General features: G+C 72.0%; 15 protein-coding genes. 2 read left to right on the top strand and 13 right to left on the bottom strand.

From position 1 onward, the window contains the following. Window positions 1-110: 110 nt before the first annotated feature. From tsaE to ACQEVM_RS04710, 7 genes are all read right to left on the bottom strand, one after another. Window positions 111-686, bottom strand: coding sequence for a tRNA (adenosine(37)-N6)-threonylcarbamoyltransferase complex ATPase subunit type 1 TsaE (gene tsaE / locus ACQEVM_RS04740; protein ID WP_433075262.1), 576 nt, complete (start codon window positions 684-686; stop codon window positions 111-113). After that, window positions 643-1,782: an alpha/beta fold hydrolase gene (locus ACQEVM_RS04735; protein WP_433079805.1), complete on the bottom strand. Its 1,140-nt coding sequence runs from the start codon at window positions 1,780-1,782 to the stop codon at window positions 643-645. Before ACQEVM_RS04735 ends, tsaE begins: the two co-directional genes overlap by 44 nt. Window positions 1,783-1,850: 68 nt before the next feature. After that, complete coding sequence (gene alr, locus ACQEVM_RS04730; RefSeq protein WP_433075259.1) at window positions 1,851-2,987, bottom strand: alanine racemase; 1,137 nt, start codon at window positions 2,985-2,987, stop codon at window positions 1,851-1,853. 95 nt (window positions 2,988-3,082) lie between these two features. Continuing rightward, window positions 3,083-4,495, bottom strand: a complete 1,413-nt coding sequence (locus ACQEVM_RS04725) for an NAD(P)H-hydrate dehydratase (protein WP_433075256.1) — start codon at window positions 4,493-4,495, stop codon at window positions 3,083-3,085. Between the two features lie 66 nt (window positions 4,496-4,561). After that, window positions 4,562-4,930 carry a holo-ACP synthase gene (locus ACQEVM_RS04720; RefSeq protein WP_433075253.1) on the bottom strand — a complete coding sequence of 123 codons (369 nt, stop codon included), beginning with the start codon at window positions 4,928-4,930 and terminating at the stop codon, window positions 4,562-4,564. Window positions 4,931-5,005: 75 nt separating this feature from the next. Next, window positions 5,006-6,853, bottom strand: coding sequence for a glutamine--fructose-6-phosphate transaminase (isomerizing) (glmS, locus tag ACQEVM_RS04715; RefSeq protein WP_433075250.1), 1,848 nt, complete (start codon window positions 6,851-6,853; stop codon window positions 5,006-5,008). Window positions 6,854-6,963: 110 nt separating this feature from the next. Beyond that, complete coding sequence (locus ACQEVM_RS04710; protein WP_433075247.1) at window positions 6,964-7,716, bottom strand: hypothetical protein; 753 nt, start codon at window positions 7,714-7,716, stop codon at window positions 6,964-6,966. Between the two features lie 302 nt (window positions 7,717-8,018). Between ACQEVM_RS04710 and coaA the strand changes: the two genes are divergently transcribed. Then, a complete protein-coding gene (coaA, locus tag ACQEVM_RS04705; protein ID WP_433075244.1) occupies window positions 8,019-9,038 on the top strand; it encodes a type I pantothenate kinase in 1,020 nt (339 codons plus the stop codon). An 88-nt stretch (window positions 9,039-9,126) separates the two neighbouring features. Then, the gene (locus tag ACQEVM_RS04700) at window positions 9,127-10,074 is read left to right on the top strand and encodes a DUF389 domain-containing protein (protein WP_433075241.1); all 948 of its coding nucleotides are present in this window, start codon (window positions 9,127-9,129) and stop codon (window positions 10,072-10,074) included. A 12-nt stretch (window positions 10,075-10,086) separates the two neighbouring features. Here the strand turns inward: ACQEVM_RS04700 and glmM are convergent, their stop codons facing one another. The 6 genes from glmM to truA all read right to left on the bottom strand — a co-directional run bounded on the left by glmM (window position 10,087) and on the right by truA (window position 16,796). Then, entirely contained in the window at window positions 10,087-11,445 is a 1,359-nt protein-coding gene (gene glmM / locus ACQEVM_RS04695; protein ID WP_433075238.1) for a phosphoglucosamine mutase, read from the bottom strand. A 135-nt stretch (window positions 11,446-11,580) separates the two neighbouring features. Continuing rightward, window positions 11,581-12,102 carry a 30S ribosomal protein S9 gene (rpsI, locus tag ACQEVM_RS04690; protein WP_433075235.1) on the bottom strand — a complete coding sequence of 174 codons (522 nt, stop codon included), beginning with the start codon at window positions 12,100-12,102 and terminating at the stop codon, window positions 11,581-11,583. A gap of 44 nt (window positions 12,103-12,146) precedes the next feature. Beyond that, window positions 12,147-12,590, bottom strand: a complete 444-nt coding sequence (rplM, locus tag ACQEVM_RS04685) for a 50S ribosomal protein L13 (RefSeq protein ID WP_030230678.1) — start codon at window positions 12,588-12,590, stop codon at window positions 12,147-12,149. Window positions 12,591-12,824: 234 nt separating this feature from the next. Next, window positions 12,825-14,123: a glycosyltransferase family 87 protein gene (locus ACQEVM_RS04680; RefSeq protein ID WP_433075231.1), complete on the bottom strand. Its 1,299-nt coding sequence runs from the start codon at window positions 14,121-14,123 to the stop codon at window positions 12,825-12,827. Window positions 14,124-14,271: 148 nt separating this feature from the next. Beyond that, on the bottom strand, window positions 14,272-15,900 hold the full coding sequence (locus tag ACQEVM_RS04675; RefSeq protein ID WP_433075228.1) for an ATP-binding cassette domain-containing protein: 1,629 nt from the start codon (window positions 15,898-15,900) through the stop codon (window positions 14,272-14,274). A gap of 44 nt (window positions 15,901-15,944) precedes the next feature. Continuing rightward, entirely contained in the window at window positions 15,945-16,796 is an 852-nt protein-coding gene (gene truA, locus ACQEVM_RS04670; RefSeq protein WP_433075225.1) for a tRNA pseudouridine(38-40) synthase TruA, read from the bottom strand. Window positions 16,797-16,836 lie beyond the last annotated feature (40 nt).

The following is a 16,836-nucleotide window of genomic DNA, read 5'->3' as shown; positions in this document are numbered from 1 at the left end:
TGGACGGGCCCGGGACGCCGTACTTAGGTAAACCTAACCAGCGCTCGCTACCATGTCACCACGAGCGCACCCACCGGCGCAACGTTTTCCCGACGAGTTGTCGGTACCTTTTACCGCGCGGCCCGATCCACCCGCCCGATCGCTTCGGTGAGCCCCGCGAGCCCGGCGTCCGCCCAGCGCGATCCGATGCCGCGCACCGTGACCCGGCGCACGTCGTCCAGGACCTCCTCGTGCCCCACCGCCCGGGCGATCACCACGTGCAGCCGGTCGTCGGAGAGCTCCTCGACCTTCCCGTCGCCCCACTCCACGACGACCACGGACTCGGGCAGCGAGACGTCGAGGTCGAGGTCCTCCATCTCGTCCAGGCCACCGCCGAGCCGATACGCGTCCACGTGCACCAGCGCCGGTCCGCCGACCAGCGAGGGGTGCACCCGGGCGATCACGAAGGTCGGCGAGGTCACGGCCCCGCGCACGCCCAGGCCCTCGCCCAGGCCCCGGGTGAGGGTGGTCTTGCCGGCGCCGAGTTCGCCGGTCAGCAGGACCAGGTCGCCGGGGCGCAGCAGGGCGGCAACGCGACGGCCCAGTTCCTGCATGGATTCGGGCGAGTCGACGGTGATCAGGGTCTCGGTGGCGGCGCCGGCCTCAGGAGCCTGGCTGCGCTGCGCTTCCCGCGGTGCTTCTTCCATGCCCGCCAACGTTAGCGGCTTCGGATCGCGTGTCCGGCACGACTCCGGTGCGGGCCAGCAGCCCGGTCAGCAGCCCGGTCACGATCTCCGGGCGCTCCAGCATCATCAGGTGCCCGGTGCTCTCCAGGACCACCAGTTCGGCGGCCGGCAGGGCCTCCTTCATGGCGACGCTGTGCTCCGCCGGGGTGATCATGTCCCGGTCGCCCGCGATCACGGTGACGGGGATCCCGGCGAACCGCTGGAGCGCGACGGTCTTGTCGTGGATCTGGAACGCCGGGTAGAACTCGGCGACCACGTCGATCGGCGTCGCCTCGATCAGCCGCTCGGCGAACCGCGCGACGCCCGGGTCCACGTCCCGCGAACCGAACGAGTACTGCTTGATCATGCCCGCGAAGAGGTCCGCGGTCGCCCGCCGGCCCCGCTCCACGAGCTCCACCTGCGAGCCGAGCACCTTGAGCACCCCGGGCAGCAGCCGGCGCACGGCGCCCATCCCGACCGCGGGAAGCCCGTACGTCACCTCGCCGAGCAGACCGCTGGAGGTGCCGACCAGTGCCACCCCCAGGACGCGGTCGCGCACCAGCTCGGGGAACTGCTCCGCCAGCGCCATGATGGTCATGCCGCCCATGGAGTGCCCCACCAGCACCAGCGGCCCCTCGGGGGCGGCGGCGTCGAGGACGGCCTTGAGGTCGCGGCCGAGCTGGTCGATGGTGACGGGTTCGCCGGCGGCCTGGGCGAGGCCGCGCATGCTGCGGCCGTGGCTGCGCTGGTCCCAGTACACGGCGCGGACCACTCCGCGCAGGGCGGCCCGCTGGAAGTGCCAGGAGTCCTGGCCCAGGCAGTAGCCGTGGCAGAAGACGACGGTGACCGCCGGAGGGGTCCTGCGGCGCAGCCGGCGCCGCTTGCCCGGATCCTCCGCGGGCAGCTCGTCCACCTCGTAGTACAGCTCGGTGCCGTCCTCGGCCAGGGCGGTCCCCTCGGTGCCGCGCAGGGAGCCGTAGTCCCCGGCGGCGTCGAGGGCCAGCCGGGCCTTCATCCGGATGCCGCGGCCCACCGTGATCCGTTCGACGGCGACACCGGCCGCCGCGCCGGCGGCCATCACCCCGATCGCGGCTCCGGCCCAGCCGGCCTTGCGCCAGTTCTCGCTCACGCCGTCGCCGTCCTCACTCAGCCGTTGCGGTACACCCGGGGCACGCGCCCCCCGATACGGGTGACGATCTCATACGCGATCGTGTGCGCCGCTTGAGCCCAGTCCTCCGCCGTGGGTTCGCCGAGGTCACCGGGGCCGAAGAGGATCGCCGGATCGCCGGCCGCGACGTCGGCGTCGCCGATGTCGACGACGAACTGGTCCATGGCCACCCGCCCGGCCACCCGCCGGACCTCCCCGCCCACCAGGACGGGGCCGGAGCCGGAGGCGTGGCGCGGGATCCCGTCGGCGTAGCCCGTGGGGATCAGGGCCAGTCGGGTCTCCCGGTCCGTCACGTAGTGGTGCCCGTAGCTGACTCCGTGGCCGGCGGGGACGCTCTTGACGAGCGCGACGGACGCCTTCAGGGACATCGCGGGCCGCAGCCCCAGCTGGGCCGGGGTGCCCAACTCGGGCGCGGGCGACACGCCGTACACGGCGATCCCGCAGCGCACCAGGTCGAAGTGGGTCTCCGGCAGCGTGAGCGTGGCGGGCGAGTTGGCGATGTGCCGCACCTCGGGCTCGATGCCCTCCTTCTCGGCGTAAGCGAGCATGTCGCGGAACGCGGCGAGCTGGAGCGCGATCGAGGGGTGGCCGGGCTCGTCGGCGCAGGCGAGGTGCGACCAGACGCCGGTGACGTCGACGGTCCCCTCCGCCTGCGCGGCGACGGCGGCGCCCACGAGTTCGGCCCAGTCGGCGGGCTGGCAGCCGTTGCGCCCGAGCCCGGTGTCGGCCTTGAGCTGGATCCGCGCGGGACGCCCGGCGGCGCGCGCGGCCTCCCGCACCTCCTCCAACGCCCACATCCCGCTGACCGCGACGTCCAGGTCGGCCTCGACGGCCTCCCGCCAGGGGCCGCCGGGCGTCCACAGCCAGCACAGGATCCGCGCCTCGATGCCGGCGGCGCGCAGCGCGAGCGCCTCCTCGGGCGTGGCGGTCCCCAGCCAGGTCGCCCCGGCCTCCAGGGCGGCGCGGGCGCAGGGCAGGGCCCCGTGCCCGTATCCGTTCGACTTGACGACGGCCATCAGCTCGGCCCGGGGTGCCCGCTCGCGCAGCGCGCGCACGTTGCTCCGCACGGCGGCAAGGTCGATCTCGGCGTAGACGCGCGTCGGTGTCTCGTTCATCCCGCACAGTCTCTCAGAAGCCCCCGGTGGCTCCGTTCCCCCGCGTGTCGGGGTGCGAACAGGCACCGCGCGTCGGCGGCCGAACCGGCGCGGCGTCACGCGGACCGTACGTCCCGCCAGGCCCGCGGCACCGCGTCCGCGACCTGCTGCGCGAGGACCGGCGCCCCGTCGGAGGCGAACCGCCCGGCGAGTCCGTGCAGGTACGCCGCCACGGCCCCGGCGTCCGCCCCGGAGAGTCCCGCCGCCAGCAGCGACCCCGCCACCCCGGACAGCACGTCCCCGCTGCCCGCGGTCGCCAGCCACGGCGTCCCCGTCGGGTTCACCCGGACGACCGGATCGCCGTCGGAGGCGATCAGCGTCGTGGAGCCCTTCAGGAGGGCCGAGGCGCCGTAGCGGCGCGCCAGCGCGCGCACCGCCGCCAGCCGCCCCGCCTCCACCTCCTGCCGGGACACGCCCAGCAGCGCCGCCGCCTCCCCCGCGTGCGGGGTCAGCAGGGTCGCCGCGGACCGCCCGCGCAGCACCTCGGGGTCCAGGCCGCGCAGCCCGTCCGCGTCGACCAGTACCGGTACGTCGGACCGCGCCAGCACGCCCGCGACCTCGTCGGACCGCGCGTCCCCCAGCCCCGGCCCGACCACCCACGCCTGCACCCGGCCCGGCCCGATCAGCGTCTCCGGGTACCGGGCGAGCACCGCGTCCGCCGCCGGGCCCACGTACCGCACCGCGCCCGCGCCGCCGCGCAGCGCGCCGGCCACGGCCAGCACCGCCGCGCCCGGGTAGCGCGCCGAGCCGGCGACGATGCCCACGACACCGCGCCGGTACTTGTCGCTCTCGGCCGTCGGCTCCGGCAGCAGCCGGGCCACGTCGGCGTGTTGCAGGGCCTCCAGCTCCGGCGCGGGCAGCGCGAGCCCGATGTCCACCGGCCGCACCACCCCGGCCAGCGCGGCCCCCGGGTCGATGAACAGGCCGGGCTTGTGCGCCCCGAACGTGACCGTGACGTCGGCCCGCACGGCGGGCCCCGCCACCTCCCCGGTGTCCGCGTCCACCCCGCTCGGCAGGTCCACGGCGACCACCGTCGCGCCCGTCGGGATCCGTTCCACCAGCGCGGCGGCCTCCGCGCGCAGGCCGCCCCGCCCGCCGATCCCGACGAGCCCGTCCACGACCAGGTCGGCGCGCCCCGGGACGTCCGACGCCATCCGGCCCCCCGCGGCCAGCAGCGCGGCGAGCCCGCCCGGGTGCACCCGGGCGGGCTCCATCGGCACCGCCGTCACCCCGGCGCCGCGCCGGGCCAGCCGGGCGCCGGCGTACAGGGCGTCGCCGCCGTTGTCACCGGGGCCCACGAGCAGTACGACCCGCGCCCCGTACACCTTGCCCCGACGCCGTGTCAGCAGGCCCGCGCACACGGCGGCCAGTCCGGCCGCCGCCCGCAGCATCAGGGCGCCCTGCGGCAACCCGGCCATCAGCTCGCGCTCGGCGGCCCGTACGGTCTCCACGCTGTAAGCAGTACGCATGGCACCAGCCTGCCCGAAATCCCGGCGGCGGCCCCGGCGACCCCGGCCCGTCCGGCCGGGCGGACGTCACCCTTCGGCGATCACCACGGCCGACGCCACGCCGGCGTCGTGGCTCAACGAGATGTGCCAGGACTTCACACCCAGGGCCAGCGCCCGGGCCTCGACGGTCCCGGACACCCGCAGCCTCGGCTGCCCCGTCTCCTCCACGTACACCTCGGCGTCGGTCCACAGCAGCCCGCCGGGCGCGCCGAGCGCCTTGGCCAGTGCCTCCTTGGCCGCGAACCGGGCGGCGAGCGAGGCGGTACCGCGCCGCTCGCCGCTCGGCAGCGTCAACTCGGAGTCGAGGAAGAGCCGTCGGGCCAGGTTCGGCGTCCGCTCCAGCGCGGCGCCGAACCGCTCGATCTCGGCCACGTCAATCCCCACACCGACAATCACGACGCCCACCACTCCCACGCAGCCCGTGTTCCCCCGTCACCGCCGCGGCGACGGATCGGCGCCCGCGTGCTTGGCTCACTCCACGGTCACCGACTTGGCGAGGTTACGCGGCTGGTCCACCTCGTTGCCCCGCGCCGTCGCCAGCTCGCACGCGAACACCTGCAACGGAACGGTCGCCACGAGCGGTTGGAGCAGCGTCGGCGTCGCCGGGATCCGGATCAGGTGGTCGGCGTACGGGACCACCGCCTCGTCGCCCTCCTCCGCGATGACGATCGTCCGCGCACCACGCGCCCGGATCTCCTGGATGTTCGACACGATCTTGTCGTGCAGCACGGAGCGCCCGCGCGGCGACGGCACGACCACCACCACCGGCAGGTCCTGCTCGATCAGGGCGATCGGCCCGTGCTTCAGCTCGCCCGCCGCGAAGCCCTCGGCGTGCATGTACGCCAACTCCTTGAGCTTGAGCGCGCCCTCCAGCGCCACCGGGTAGCCCACGTGCCGGCCGAGGAAGAGCACGGTGTTCTTGTCGGCGAGCGAGCGCGCGAGCTGCCGTACCGGCTCCATCGTCTCCAGGACGGTGTCCACGGCCGCCGCGATGTCCGACAGCTCCCGGATCACCGACTCGATCTCGTCGCCCCACTTGGTGCCCCGCACCTGCCCGAGGTACAGCGCCACCAGGTAGCAGGCCACCAACTGGGTGAGGAACGCCTTCGTCGAGGCGACGGCCACCTCGGGGCCGGCGTGCGTGTACAGCACGGCGTCCGACTCGCGCGGGATCGTCGAGCCGTTCGTGTTGCAGACGGCCAGCACCTTGGCGCCCTGCTCGCGCGCGTGGCGCAGCGCCATCAGGGTGTCCATGGTCTCGCCCGACTGCGAGATCGCGATCACCAGCGTCCGCTGGTCGAGGATCGGATCGCGGTAGCGGAACTCGCTGGCCAGTTCCGTCTCGCAGGGGATGCGGGTCCAGTGCTCGATGGCCAGCTTCGCGATCATTCCCGCGTGGTACGCCGTGCCGCAGGCCACGATCACGACCTTGTCCACCTCCCGCAGCACGGACGGCGGGATGCGCACCTCGTCGAGCGTCAGCAGGCCGCTCGCGTCGATGCGGCCCAGGAGGGTGTCGGCGACGGCCTTCGGCTGCTCGGCGATCTCCTTGAGCATGAAGTAGTCGTACCCTCCCTTCTCGGCCGCCGAGGCGTCCCAGTCCACGTGGTACGCCCGCACGGAGGCGACCGAGCCGTCGAAGTTGGTCACCGTCACCCCGTCGCGGCGCAGTTCGACGACCTGGTCCTGGCCCAGCTCGATCGCGGACCGGGTGTGGGCGATGAAGGCGGCCACGTCCGAGGCCAGGAAGTTCTCGTTCTCCCCCACGCCCACCACCAGCGGCGAGTTGCGGCGCGCCCCGACCACCACGTCCGGCTGGTCGGCGTGCACCGCGACCAGCGTGAACGCCCCTTGGAGGAGACGGCACACCTGCCGCATCGCCTCGGCGAGGTCCCCGCAGGCCTCGAACCGCTCCGCCAGCAGGTGGGCGACCACCTCGGTGTCCGTCTCGGACTCCAGGCGGTGGCCGCGCTCGGCCAGATCGGCGCGCAGCTCGGCGAAGTTCTCGATGATCCCGTTGTGCACGACGGCCACGCGTCCCGCGTTGTCGAGATGGGGGTGCGCGTTGACGTCGGTGGGCCCGCCGTGGGTCGCCCACCGCGTGTGCCCCAGGCCCGTGGATCCGGCCGGCAGCGGGTGCCCGACCAGTTCCTTCTCCAGGTTGACGAGCTTTCCGGCCTTCTTCGCGGAGGAGAGTTCCCCGTCCGCGAGCACGGCGACCCCTGCCGAGTCGTAGCCGCGGTATTCCAGTCGCTTGAGTCCGGCGATGACCACATCGAGCGCAGATTGCGCTCCTACGTAACCCACAATTCCGCACATAGGCGGCAGGGTACGCCGTGGTCGGCCTCCTGCCCGGTACCTGAACAGGACGAAAAAACACCGCCCCGGCGGACACGCCGGGGCGGTGGGGACGGCAGTGCCGCGAGGAGTCAGCCGAGCTTCTTGACCTGCGCGTCGACGACGACCTTCGGCTGCTCGGAATCGCCGGCCAGGTTCAGCGCCCAGAACGTCGCCAGGACGTTGCCCTTGCGCACGACGACCGTGTGCGTCTTCTTCTTCTGGCCGTCGCCCATGTCCATCACGGTGGAGAACCCGGCGGCCTCGTCACCGGAGGTCACCGGCTCGGAGGTGACGTTCCCGATCGGGGTCTTCTCCCCCTGCTGCGTGACGGCGAAGCCGCCGGCGCAGGCCGTGATCGCGGTCTTGACGGAGGCGAACGCGTCCTCGGCGCCCTTGCCGTCGTAGGAGGAGAGGGTGACCGAGGTCGCCGTCGACTTCAGGGCGCCCATGGCCGCCTCCAGCTTCTCGTCCACGCTCGCGCCCTCGGCCGCCGGCTTGGGCAGCTCGACGGTCATGATCCGGCCCACGCCGGTGGACGTGGCGAGCGGCTGCATGGACTGGGCCTGCGCCAGCACCTTGCACTCGGGCTTGTCGGAGTCGACCGGGGCGGTCTTCTCCTCCTTGAACGGCTCGATCTTGTGCGTGGGCAGCTCGGCCTGCGTGACCAGGAGCGGCGCCAGCTCGGCGGCCGTCTTCCCCTTGGCGGCGGGAGCGGCCGGGGCGGACGCCTTGCCGTCCGTCTTGGTGTCGGAGGCCTTGTCCGAGCCGCAGGCGGTGGCCAGCAGCGTCAGGGACACGGCGGAAGCGGTCAGGACGGTACGACGGACAAGAGCGGAACGCACGGTGTTTCTCCCCCACGGGCGGTACACGGAAAAGCGGTACACGGAAAAGTCGAAAGGCATGCCGGAGTGCCCCGGAAACGCCCAGGTGAGGGGCGCACATCGGAGCTGCGACGCGTATCAAGATAAAGTAAAACCCGATGACCCCATTGGGTTTATTCGGCCATCGGCGCCAATCGTGACCCCGGCGATACCGACCGTGGCGTCGAATCGAGACCAGCCGCCGGCACGCCCCCGCCCCGGACCCCGCCGCACGTGACCGACCACACCATCCACAAGCGGTCCGGAGCCCCGACAATGGCAGGGTGATCACTTCGCCGCCACGAAGCACGCCGGACCGCGCAACGGAGCGCACCGGCCATCGCCGGGCCCCCGACGCCTCCCCGTACGTCGACCTCACCCGGGCCGAGTGGAGCGCCCTGCGCGAACGGACGCCCCTCCCCCTCACCGCCGAGGAAGTCGAGCGGCTCCGGGGCCTGGGGGACGTGATAGACCTCGACGAGGTGCGGGACGTCTACCTGCCGCTGTCACGCCTGCTCAACCTGTACGTCGGCGCCACCAACAACCTCCGCGGCACCCTGAACACCTTCCTCGGTGACGCGGGCAACGGCCACGGCGCCCAGACGGGCACCCCCTTCGTCATAGGGGTCGCCGGCTCCGTCGCGGTCGGCAAGTCCACGGTGGCCCGCCTCCTCCAGGCCCTCCTGGCCCGCTGGCCCGAGCACCCGCGCGTCGAGCTGGTCACCACCGACGGCTTCCTCTACCCGATGGAGGAACTCCGGCGCCGCGGCCTGACCGCCCGCAAGGGCTTCCCCGAGTCGTACGACCGACGTGCCCTGACCCGTTTCGTCGCGGACATCAAGGCGGGCAAGGACGAGGTCACCGCCCCCGTCTACTCCCACCTGATCTACGACATCGTCCCGGGCGAGCAGCTCGTCGTGCGCCGCCCGGACATCCTGATCGTCGAGGGGCTCAACGTGCTCCAGCCGGCCCTGCCCGGCAAGGACGGCCGCACCCGCGTGGGTCTCGCCGACTACTTCGACTTCAGCGTGTACGTGGACGCGCGCCCCGAGGACATCGAGCGCTGGTACCTGGGCCGCTTCCGGAAGCTGCGCGAGACCGCCTTCCAGAACCCCTTCTCCTACTTCCGCAAGTACACGCAGGTCTCCGAGGAGGAGGCCGTGGAGTACGCGCAGACCATGTGGCGGACCATCAACAAGCCCAACCTGCTGGAGAACGTGGCGCCCACCCGCGGCCGGGCCACGCTCGTCGTCCGCAAGGGCCCGGACCACAAGGTCCAGAAGTTGAGCCTGCGAAAGCTGTGAGCCGTGCGGGTCGGGTCCTGTCGTCGAAGTGGCGCCGGTAGGGCCGCGGGCCCGGCGGGACTTCGACGACAGGGCCTAGGGTGCGGCCATGCTGCATCTGCGGATGATCACCCCGTCCGACCGCACCGACGCCGTCGTCGACGTCGTGGAGTCCACGGTCGGCACCGCCCACCTCGTCGTCCTGCCCGGCGCCGGCCGCGACCCCCGCGGCGATCTCGTCCTGTGCGACGTCGCCCGGGAGGCCGGTGACGAACTGCTCCGGGAACTCAAGGCACTCGGGATCGACGACGACGGCTCGATCGCCGTCGACCACATCGACCTGTCACTGTCGAAGCGGGCCGACGCCGCCGAGGAGGAGGCGCCGGGCGAGGGCGCCGACGCGGTGCTGTGGGAGCACCTGACCGAGGCGACGCACGAGGAGTCCACGCTCACCGTCACCTACTGCGCCTTCATGATGCTCGCGACGATGATCGCGGCCTGTGGCGTGGTCCTCGACAACGCCATCCTGATCGTGGGCGCGATGGCGGTCGGCCCCGAGTTCGGCCCGCTCGCCGGGGTCTGCACGGCGGTCGTGCAACGCGCGCCCGTGCTCGCGCTGCGCTCGCTGGGCGCGCTGCTGATCGGTTTCACCCTCGCCATCGCCGCCACCACGGTGTTCACCCTGGGGATGGACGGGATCGGACAGTTCGACGTCGCCATGCTGGACGGCCCCCGACCGAACACCGGCTTCATCTGGAAGCCGGATTCGCTCTCCTTCGTGGTCTCCCTGCTGGCCGGCGCGGCCGGGGTGCTCTCGCTGACCTCGGCGAAGTCCGGGGCACTGGTGGGCGTGGCGATCTCGGTCACGACCGTCCCCGCCGCCGCGAACGCCGCCGTGGCACTCGGCTACGGCGAGTTCGCCCAGATGTGGGGCTCGGCGGAACAACTTCTGTTGAACCTCGCCGGCATCATGATCGCCGGCATCCTGACCCTGCTCGGGCAGAAACTGCTGTGGCGGACCCGGCCAGGTCGCCGGGTCCGCCACGGGAAACGCTGAGGTGCGGGTCGGTCAGCCGAGGGCCGACTTCACCACGTCCGCGAGCCGCCCCGCGACAGCGCGGGCCTGCTCGATGTCCGCGGCCTCCACCATCACCCGTACGAGCGGCTCCGTACCGGACGGACGGAGCAGCACGCGACCGGTGGTGCCCAGCTCGCGTTCGGCGTCGGTGACCGCCGCCGCCAGCTCGGCCGAGGTCGTGACCCGGGACCTGTCCACGTCCGGGACGTTGATCAGGACCTGCGGCAGCCGCTGCATGACGCCGGCCAGGTCGGCCAGGGACCGGCCGGTGGCGGTGACGCGGGCGGCCAGCATCAGGCCGGTCAGCGTGCCGTCGCCGGTGGTCGCGTGGTCGAGGATGATCACGTGGCCGGACTGCTCGCCGCCCAGCGCGTAGCCGTGCTCCTTCATCGACTCCAGCACGTAGCGGTCGCCGACGCCGGTCTGTACGACCTGGATGCCCTCGCCCTCCATGGCCAGCTTGAAGCCGAGGTTCGACATCACGGTGCCGACCACGGTGTTCTCGCGCAGCTGTCCCGCCTCGCGCATGGCCAGCGCCAGCACGGCGAGGATCTGGTCGCCGTCGACCTCCTCGCCGTTGCCGTCCACGGCCAGGCAGCGGTCGGCGTCGCCGTCGTGCGCGATGCCGAAGTCGGCTCCGTGCTCGACGACGGCCTGCTTGAGCAGCCCGAGGTGGGTCGAGCCGCAGCCGTCGTTGATGTTCAGGCCGTTCGGCTCGGCGCCGATCGTGATGATCTCCGCGCCGGCCCGCGTGAACGCCTCGGGCGAGACCCGGGCGGCCGCGCCGTGCGCCTCGTCGAGCACGACCTTGAGGCCTTCGAGGCGGTTGGGCAGGACACCGATGAGGTGCGCGACGTACTTGTCGAAGCCCTCGTCGTAGTCGGAGACCCGGCCGACGCCGGAGCCCGTGGGCCGGTCCCAGGGAGCGCCGGTGCGGTGCTCCTCGTAGACGGACTCGATCCGCCCCTCCAGGTCGTCGGCCAGCTTGTGGCCGCCGCGCGCGAAGAACTTGATGCCGTTGTCGGGCATCGCGTTGTGGCTGGCGGAGAGCATCACGCCGAGGTCGGCGCCCAGCGCACCGGTGAGATACGCCACCGCCGGGGTGGGCAGCACACCGACGCGCAGGACGTCCACGCCCGCGCTCGCGAGGCCTGCGACGACCGCGGCCTCCAGGAACTCACCGGACGCGCGCGGATCGCGACCGACCACCGCGGTGGCCCGATGACCGGCGAACGTGCCCGCCTCGGCCAGTACGTGTGCCGCCGCCACGGAGAGACCGAGCGCGAGCTCGGCCGTCAGATCCGCGTTGGCAACGCCCCGTACACCGTCCGTCCCGAAGAGTCGTCCCACTGTTGTCCTCCCGAGTTAACGCTTCGCTTTGTGACCGCTGTGACAAATATGTGCCGCTTGTGGCGGTAAACGAACCGCCCCGGCAGCACGAAGAGTGCTGCCGGGGCGGTTTCGTTGCGGAACAGCAGGCGCAGATTAACGCTTGCTGTACTGCGGAGCCTTACGGGCCTTCTTGAGACCGGCCTTCTTGCGCTCGACCGCACGGTCGTCGCGGGAGAGGAAGCCGGCCTTCTTCAGCGCCGGGCGGTTGTTGTCCACGTCCGCCTCGTTCAGCGCACGGGCCACACCGAGGCGCAGGGCGCCGGCCTGGCCGGAGACGCCGCCACCCGAGATGCGGGCGATGACGTCGTAACGGTCGTCGAGCTCCAGGAGCTTGAACGGCTCGTTGACTTCCTGCTGGTGCACCTTGTTGGGGAAGTAGTCCTCAAGGGTGCGACCGTTGATCTTCCACTTGCCGGTGCCCGGAACGATCCGGACGCGGGCGATGGCGTTCTTGCGACGGCCCAGGCCGGCGGCCGGCTGGGGGTCGCCGAAGCGACCGGCAAGGGACTCGGAGGTGTAGTCGCCCTCGACGACGACCTCGGACTCGCTGGTGTACTCCTCGACGTTGCCCTCGAACTCTTCGACGGGGGTCGTCTCGGCGGTGGTCTCGGCCACGATGCTCCTCAGAATTTTCTACGTCTTAGGGGGTGTGGCCGGAACTACTGCGCGACCTGGGTGATCTCGAACGGCACCGGCTGCTGGGCAGCGTGGGGGTGCTGGTCGCCCGAGTAGACCTTCAGCTTCGAGAGCATCTGACGGCCCAGGGTGTTCTTGGGGAGCATGCCCTTGATGGCCTTCTCGACGGCCTTCTCCGGGTTGTTCGCCAGGAGGTCGTCGTAGCGCACCGAGCGGAGACCGCCCGGGAAGCCCGAGTGGCGGTACGCCATCTTCTGGGTCGCCTTGTTGCCGGACAGGTGAACCTTGTCGGCGTTGACGATGATGACGAAGTCGCCCATGTCCATGTGGGGGGCGTAGGTCGGCTTGTGCTTACCCCGCAGGAGGGCAGCGGCCTGGGTCGCCAGACGGCCGAGGACAACGTCCTGGGCGTCGATGACGAGCCACTGGCGCGAGATGTCGCCGGGCTTGGGGCTGAACGTACGCACGCGTATGCCTTCGCTTCTTCAGTGGTGGTATCCCAAGGGCGCAAGCCCCACGGGAAGGTCCTGACAGGGTCACCACGGACGATCACGACAGCCCTCGTTCACAACGGGGACGCAACCCGTGTGCGAACTGCTGGTCATCGGTCCGGTGGACCGGCGCAAGGCCCTTTCACGTGAGAATGAGCAAGGCCAATACGCAGAACAAACCAGCAGGGTACCCAAGCAGACCCGTACGGGTCAAAACGCGGTCCGTGATGCCGACTCTCTCGGCTTCGCGGCGCACTCCGGTTCGGTCCTGGGTGGGGACCCCGCAGTTGTTACCGGGTCCAGAGTAACCCGACCGGAGCGCGGTCCACGACGCGCCAGCACGATCGCGAGCCCGCACAGCGTCGCGCAGTCACGGAACGCCCGCCTCTTGCGGGCCAATTCGGTGGGCCACGGAACCCCCGCCAACTGCGGCGCCAGCGCCGCCCAGAACCAGGGCGAACGCGGTGTGGAACCGGCCCGCACCCCCGAGACCAGCAGCAGCGGAAGCACCACCAGGAGGTAGTGGTCGAAGGAGGGCCGCGACACCAGGAATGCGGCGAGCATCACCATGCAGGCCGTCTCGACCAGCCGCAGTTCCCCGTCGTCGGCGTCGTCGGTACGCCGCCAGCGGACCCAGGCCGCCCACAGGCCGCCCGCCGCCCCCGCGGACGCCACCAGCACGGCGAGCGGCACCGGCACCCCGAGCCGCGGCAGTACCGCGACCGGCGAGGCGTCCCACGGCAGCGCGTACGCGTCCTGCCCCTGGAGCAGGAACGGCAGCGTCTTGGTGAAGAACAGCGTCGGACTCGGCATCATCAGCGCCCCCAGCAGCGACAACGCCACCGGCGTCAGCACCGCCGCGGCCAGCCCCCGCCACTGCCGGGCCACCAGGAACAGCACGCCGATCGGCACCAGCATCGGCTTGCAGGCGATTGCCAGGCCCACCACCAGCCCGGCCGCCGCCCACGAGCGCCGGTGCGCCAGCAGCAGCGCCACCGGCAGGGCGGCCGCCGAGATCGCCGTCCAGTTCCCGATCAGCACCAGGTTCAGGTACGGCTTGTAGGCCAGGGCGAAGAGTCCGAAGCCGCCGATCGCGAACCGCGAGGTCACCGGCACCGCGAACAGCCGCAGCGCGGCCCACCAGCCGACGCCGATCAGCCCCGACATCCCCAGCGGCAGCAGCCAGCGCAGCGCCCACGTGGGCAGCAGCGCCTCCGGCACCGCCATGAGGACCGCGCTCGGCAGGTACAGGAACCGCTTGTCCTCGTACGGGGACACACCGGACAGCAGCGCCTCCGCGGCCTTGACCACGAAGGCGTTGTCCGAGCCCCAGTTCTCCCGCAGGCTCGTCGAGACCGAGATCGTCAGCACGATCGCGAGGGAGGCCGCCCACAGCGACCGCGGCGCCGGCCGGAGCAGCCGGGCGAGCCGGCCGCCTCCGGGCGCGGGCGCCCCCGCGCCACGTCGGGAAACCCGCTTCACGAGCCAGATGCCGGGCCGCAGCCGCACGCCGTCTCCCCCTCGATATCCGCGCCGGGGTGGTCCGCCCCTCACGCTTCCGCTCGACCCCGCGTTCGTCCCGCGCGGGCTCCCGGGACCCGTACCCCACCGCCGCCCTCGCACCCTTCGGCCCGGGGGGCCTCAGGGCCTCAGGACCTCAGCGCTTCCGCTCGACGCGCCGCTCGTCCCACACGGGCTCCTGAGTCTCCCGCACGACACCGTCCGAACCGAAGACCAGATAGCGGTCAAATGTGCGCGCGAACCAGCGGTCGTGCGTGACGCACAACACAGTGCCGTCGTACGACTCCAGACCGTCCTGGAGGGCCTCCGCCGACTCCAGGTCGAGGTTGTCCGTCGGCTCGTCCAGCAGCAGCGCCGTGGTGCCGGCCAGTTCGAGCAGCAGGATCTGGAAACGCGCCTGCTGCCCGCCCGAGAGCTTCTCGAAGGGCTGGTCGGCCTGACGCTCCAGCTCGTAGCGGCGCAGGGCGCCCATGGCCGCGCCGAGCGGCTTCGCCGCCTCCGTCCACAGGATGTCCACGAGGGTGCGCGCGAACAGCTCCGGATGGGCGTGCGTCTGCGCGAAATGGCCCGGCAGCACCCGGGCCCCCAGCTTCCAGGCACCGGTGTGCTTGACGTCCTCACCGGCCAGCAGCCGCAGGAAGTGCGACTTGCCGGAGCCGTTGGAGCCGAGCACCGCGACCCGCTCCCCGTAGAAGACCTCCAGGGAGAAGGGCTTCATCAGCCCCGTCAGCTCCAGGTTCTCCACGGTCAGCGCGCGCATCCCCGTACGCCCGCCCTTGAGCCGCATCCGGATGTCCTGCTCGCGCGGCGGCTCCGGCGGCGGCCCGGCCTCCTCGAACTTCTGGAAGCGGGTCTGCATCGCCCGGTACCGCGAGGCCATGTCGGGGCTGGACGCGGCCTGGCCCCGCAGCCGCAGCACCAGGGCCCGCAGCCGGGCGTGCTCCTCGTCCCAGCGCCGCTTGAGCTCCTCGAAGCGCGCGAAACGCTCCTTGCGGGCCTCGTGGTACGTCCCGAAGCCCGCGCCGTGCACCCACACGTCGCTGCCGGTCGGGCTCGCCTCCAGGCTGATGATCTTCTGGGCGGCCTGGGTGAGCAGCTCCCGGTCGTGGCTGACGAACAGCACCGTCTTGCGCGTCGCCTTCAGCTGCTCCTCCAGCCAGCGCTTGCCCGGGACGTCCAGGTAGTTGTCCGGCTCGTCGAGCAGCAGCACCTCGTCCGGCCCGCGCAGCAGCGCCTCCAGGACCAGCCGCTTCTGCTCACCGCCCGACAGCGTGCGCACCTCGCGGAACTGCGCGCTGTCGTACGGGATCGCCAGCGCGGCCATGGTGCAGACGTCCCACAGGGTCTCCGCCTCGTAGCCCTGTACGTCGGCCCAGTCGCTGAGCGCCTGCGCGTACGCCATCTGCGCGGCCTCGTCGTCCACCGTCAGGATCAGCTGCTCGGCCCGGTCCACGGCCTTCGCGGCCTCCCGCAGCCGCGGCTGCGCCACCGACACCAGCAGGTCGCGCACGGTCGTCTCGTCCCGGACGGAGCCCACGAACTGCGACATCACGCCGAGCCCGCCGCTCACGGTGACGCCGCCGCCGTGCGGCTGGAGGTCACCGGAGATCAGCTTCAGCAGCGTGGTCTTCCCGGCGCCGTTCGCCCCCACCAGGGACACCACCGAGCCCTCCCCCACGCGGAAGGAGACGTCGGGGAGCAGGACCCGCCCGTCGGGAAGGTAGTACTCCAGGTGGTTGACTTCGAGATGTCCCATGCCGGGCATTCTCCCGGCCGGCGCTCATCCGCCCAAACCGATTTGCTCCCGGGTCAGCAGCAGCCGGCCCCGGGAAGGGTGCGCAGGTTCCGCGCCTCCTTGCTGCGGGCGGCCAGCAGCTCGTCGGCCGGGTAGCCGACCTCCTCCAGGGTGAGCCCGTGCGGCTTCACCACGTGCACCGAGGAGTCCCGTACGGCCGCGGCCAGCACCTTGCCGGGCCAGTCGGTCGGCCGGTGGCCGTCGCCGACGTGCAGCAGCGCCCCCACCAGCGACCGGACCATGTTGTGGCAGAAGGCGTCGGCCCGGACGGTCGCGGTGACGATCCCGTCCTCGCCGCGCTCCCAGGAGAGCTGCTGGAGCGTGCGGATGGTCGTGGCCCCTTCGCGCTTCTTGCAGTACGCGGCGAAGTCGTGCTCCCCGAGCAGCGCGGCGGAGGCCTCGTTCATGGCGTCCACGTCCAGCGGCCACTGGTGCCACAGCACGTGCCCGCGGCGCAGCGGGTCCACCCCGGCCTGGTGGTCTCCGACGCGGTAGGCGTACCGGCGCCAGATCGCCGAGAACCGGGCGTTGAACCCCTCGGGGGCCTGGGCGGCCCGCCACACCCGCACGTCGTGCGGCAGCCGTCCGGCGAGCCTGCGCAGCAGCTTGTCGTGGTGCTCGGCCCACACCTCCTCGGCCAGGTCGAACTGCGCGACCTGGCCGCGGGCGTGCACCCCGGCGTCCGTGCGGCCGGCCACGGTCAGCTCGACGGGCTCGGCCAGCCGCATCACGGTCTTCAGGGCCGACTCCAGTTCGCCCTGCACGGTCCGCAGCACGCGCTGCTTCGCCCAGCCGGAGAAGTCCTTGCCGTCGTACGACAGGTCCAGCCGCACCCGGACGTGCCCGGGCTCCACCTCGTCACTCACGTGAGCGATCCTCTCAGAAACACGGAAACCTCCGGGCAAC

Source organism: Streptomyces sp. CA-243310 (assembly GCF_050936775.1).
Lineage (GTDB): Bacteria > Actinomycetota > Actinomycetes > Streptomycetales > Streptomycetaceae > Streptomyces.
This window is presented reverse-complemented; position numbering and strand designations above follow the sequence as displayed.

Bases quoted from the DNA above. Each gene is read 5' to 3' on its own strand.
- ACQEVM_RS04675 (WP_433075228.1), bottom strand. From the start codon at position 15,900: ATGCCCGGCATGGGACATCTCGAAGTCAACCACCTGGAGTACTACCTT.
- ACQEVM_RS04725 (WP_433075256.1), bottom strand. From the start codon at position 4,495: ATGCGTACTGCTTACAGCGTGGAGACCGTACGGGCCGCCGAGCGCGAG.
- alr (WP_433075259.1), bottom strand. From the start codon at position 2,987: ATGAACGAGACACCGACGCGCGTCTACGCCGAGATCGACCTTGCCGCC.
- tsaE (WP_433075262.1), bottom strand. From the start codon at position 686: ATGGAAGAAGCACCGCGGGAAGCGCAGCGCAGCCAGGCTCCTGAGGCC.
- glmS (WP_433075250.1), bottom strand. From the start codon at position 6,853: ATGTGCGGAATTGTGGGTTACGTAGGAGCGCAATCTGCGCTCGATGTG.
- ACQEVM_RS04700 (WP_433075241.1), top strand. From the start codon at position 9,127: ATGCTGCATCTGCGGATGATCACCCCGTCCGACCGCACCGACGCCGTC.
- ACQEVM_RS04735 (WP_433079805.1), bottom strand. From the start codon at position 1,782: ATGGCCGCCGGCGCGGCGGCCGGTGTCGCCGTCGAACGGATCACGGTG.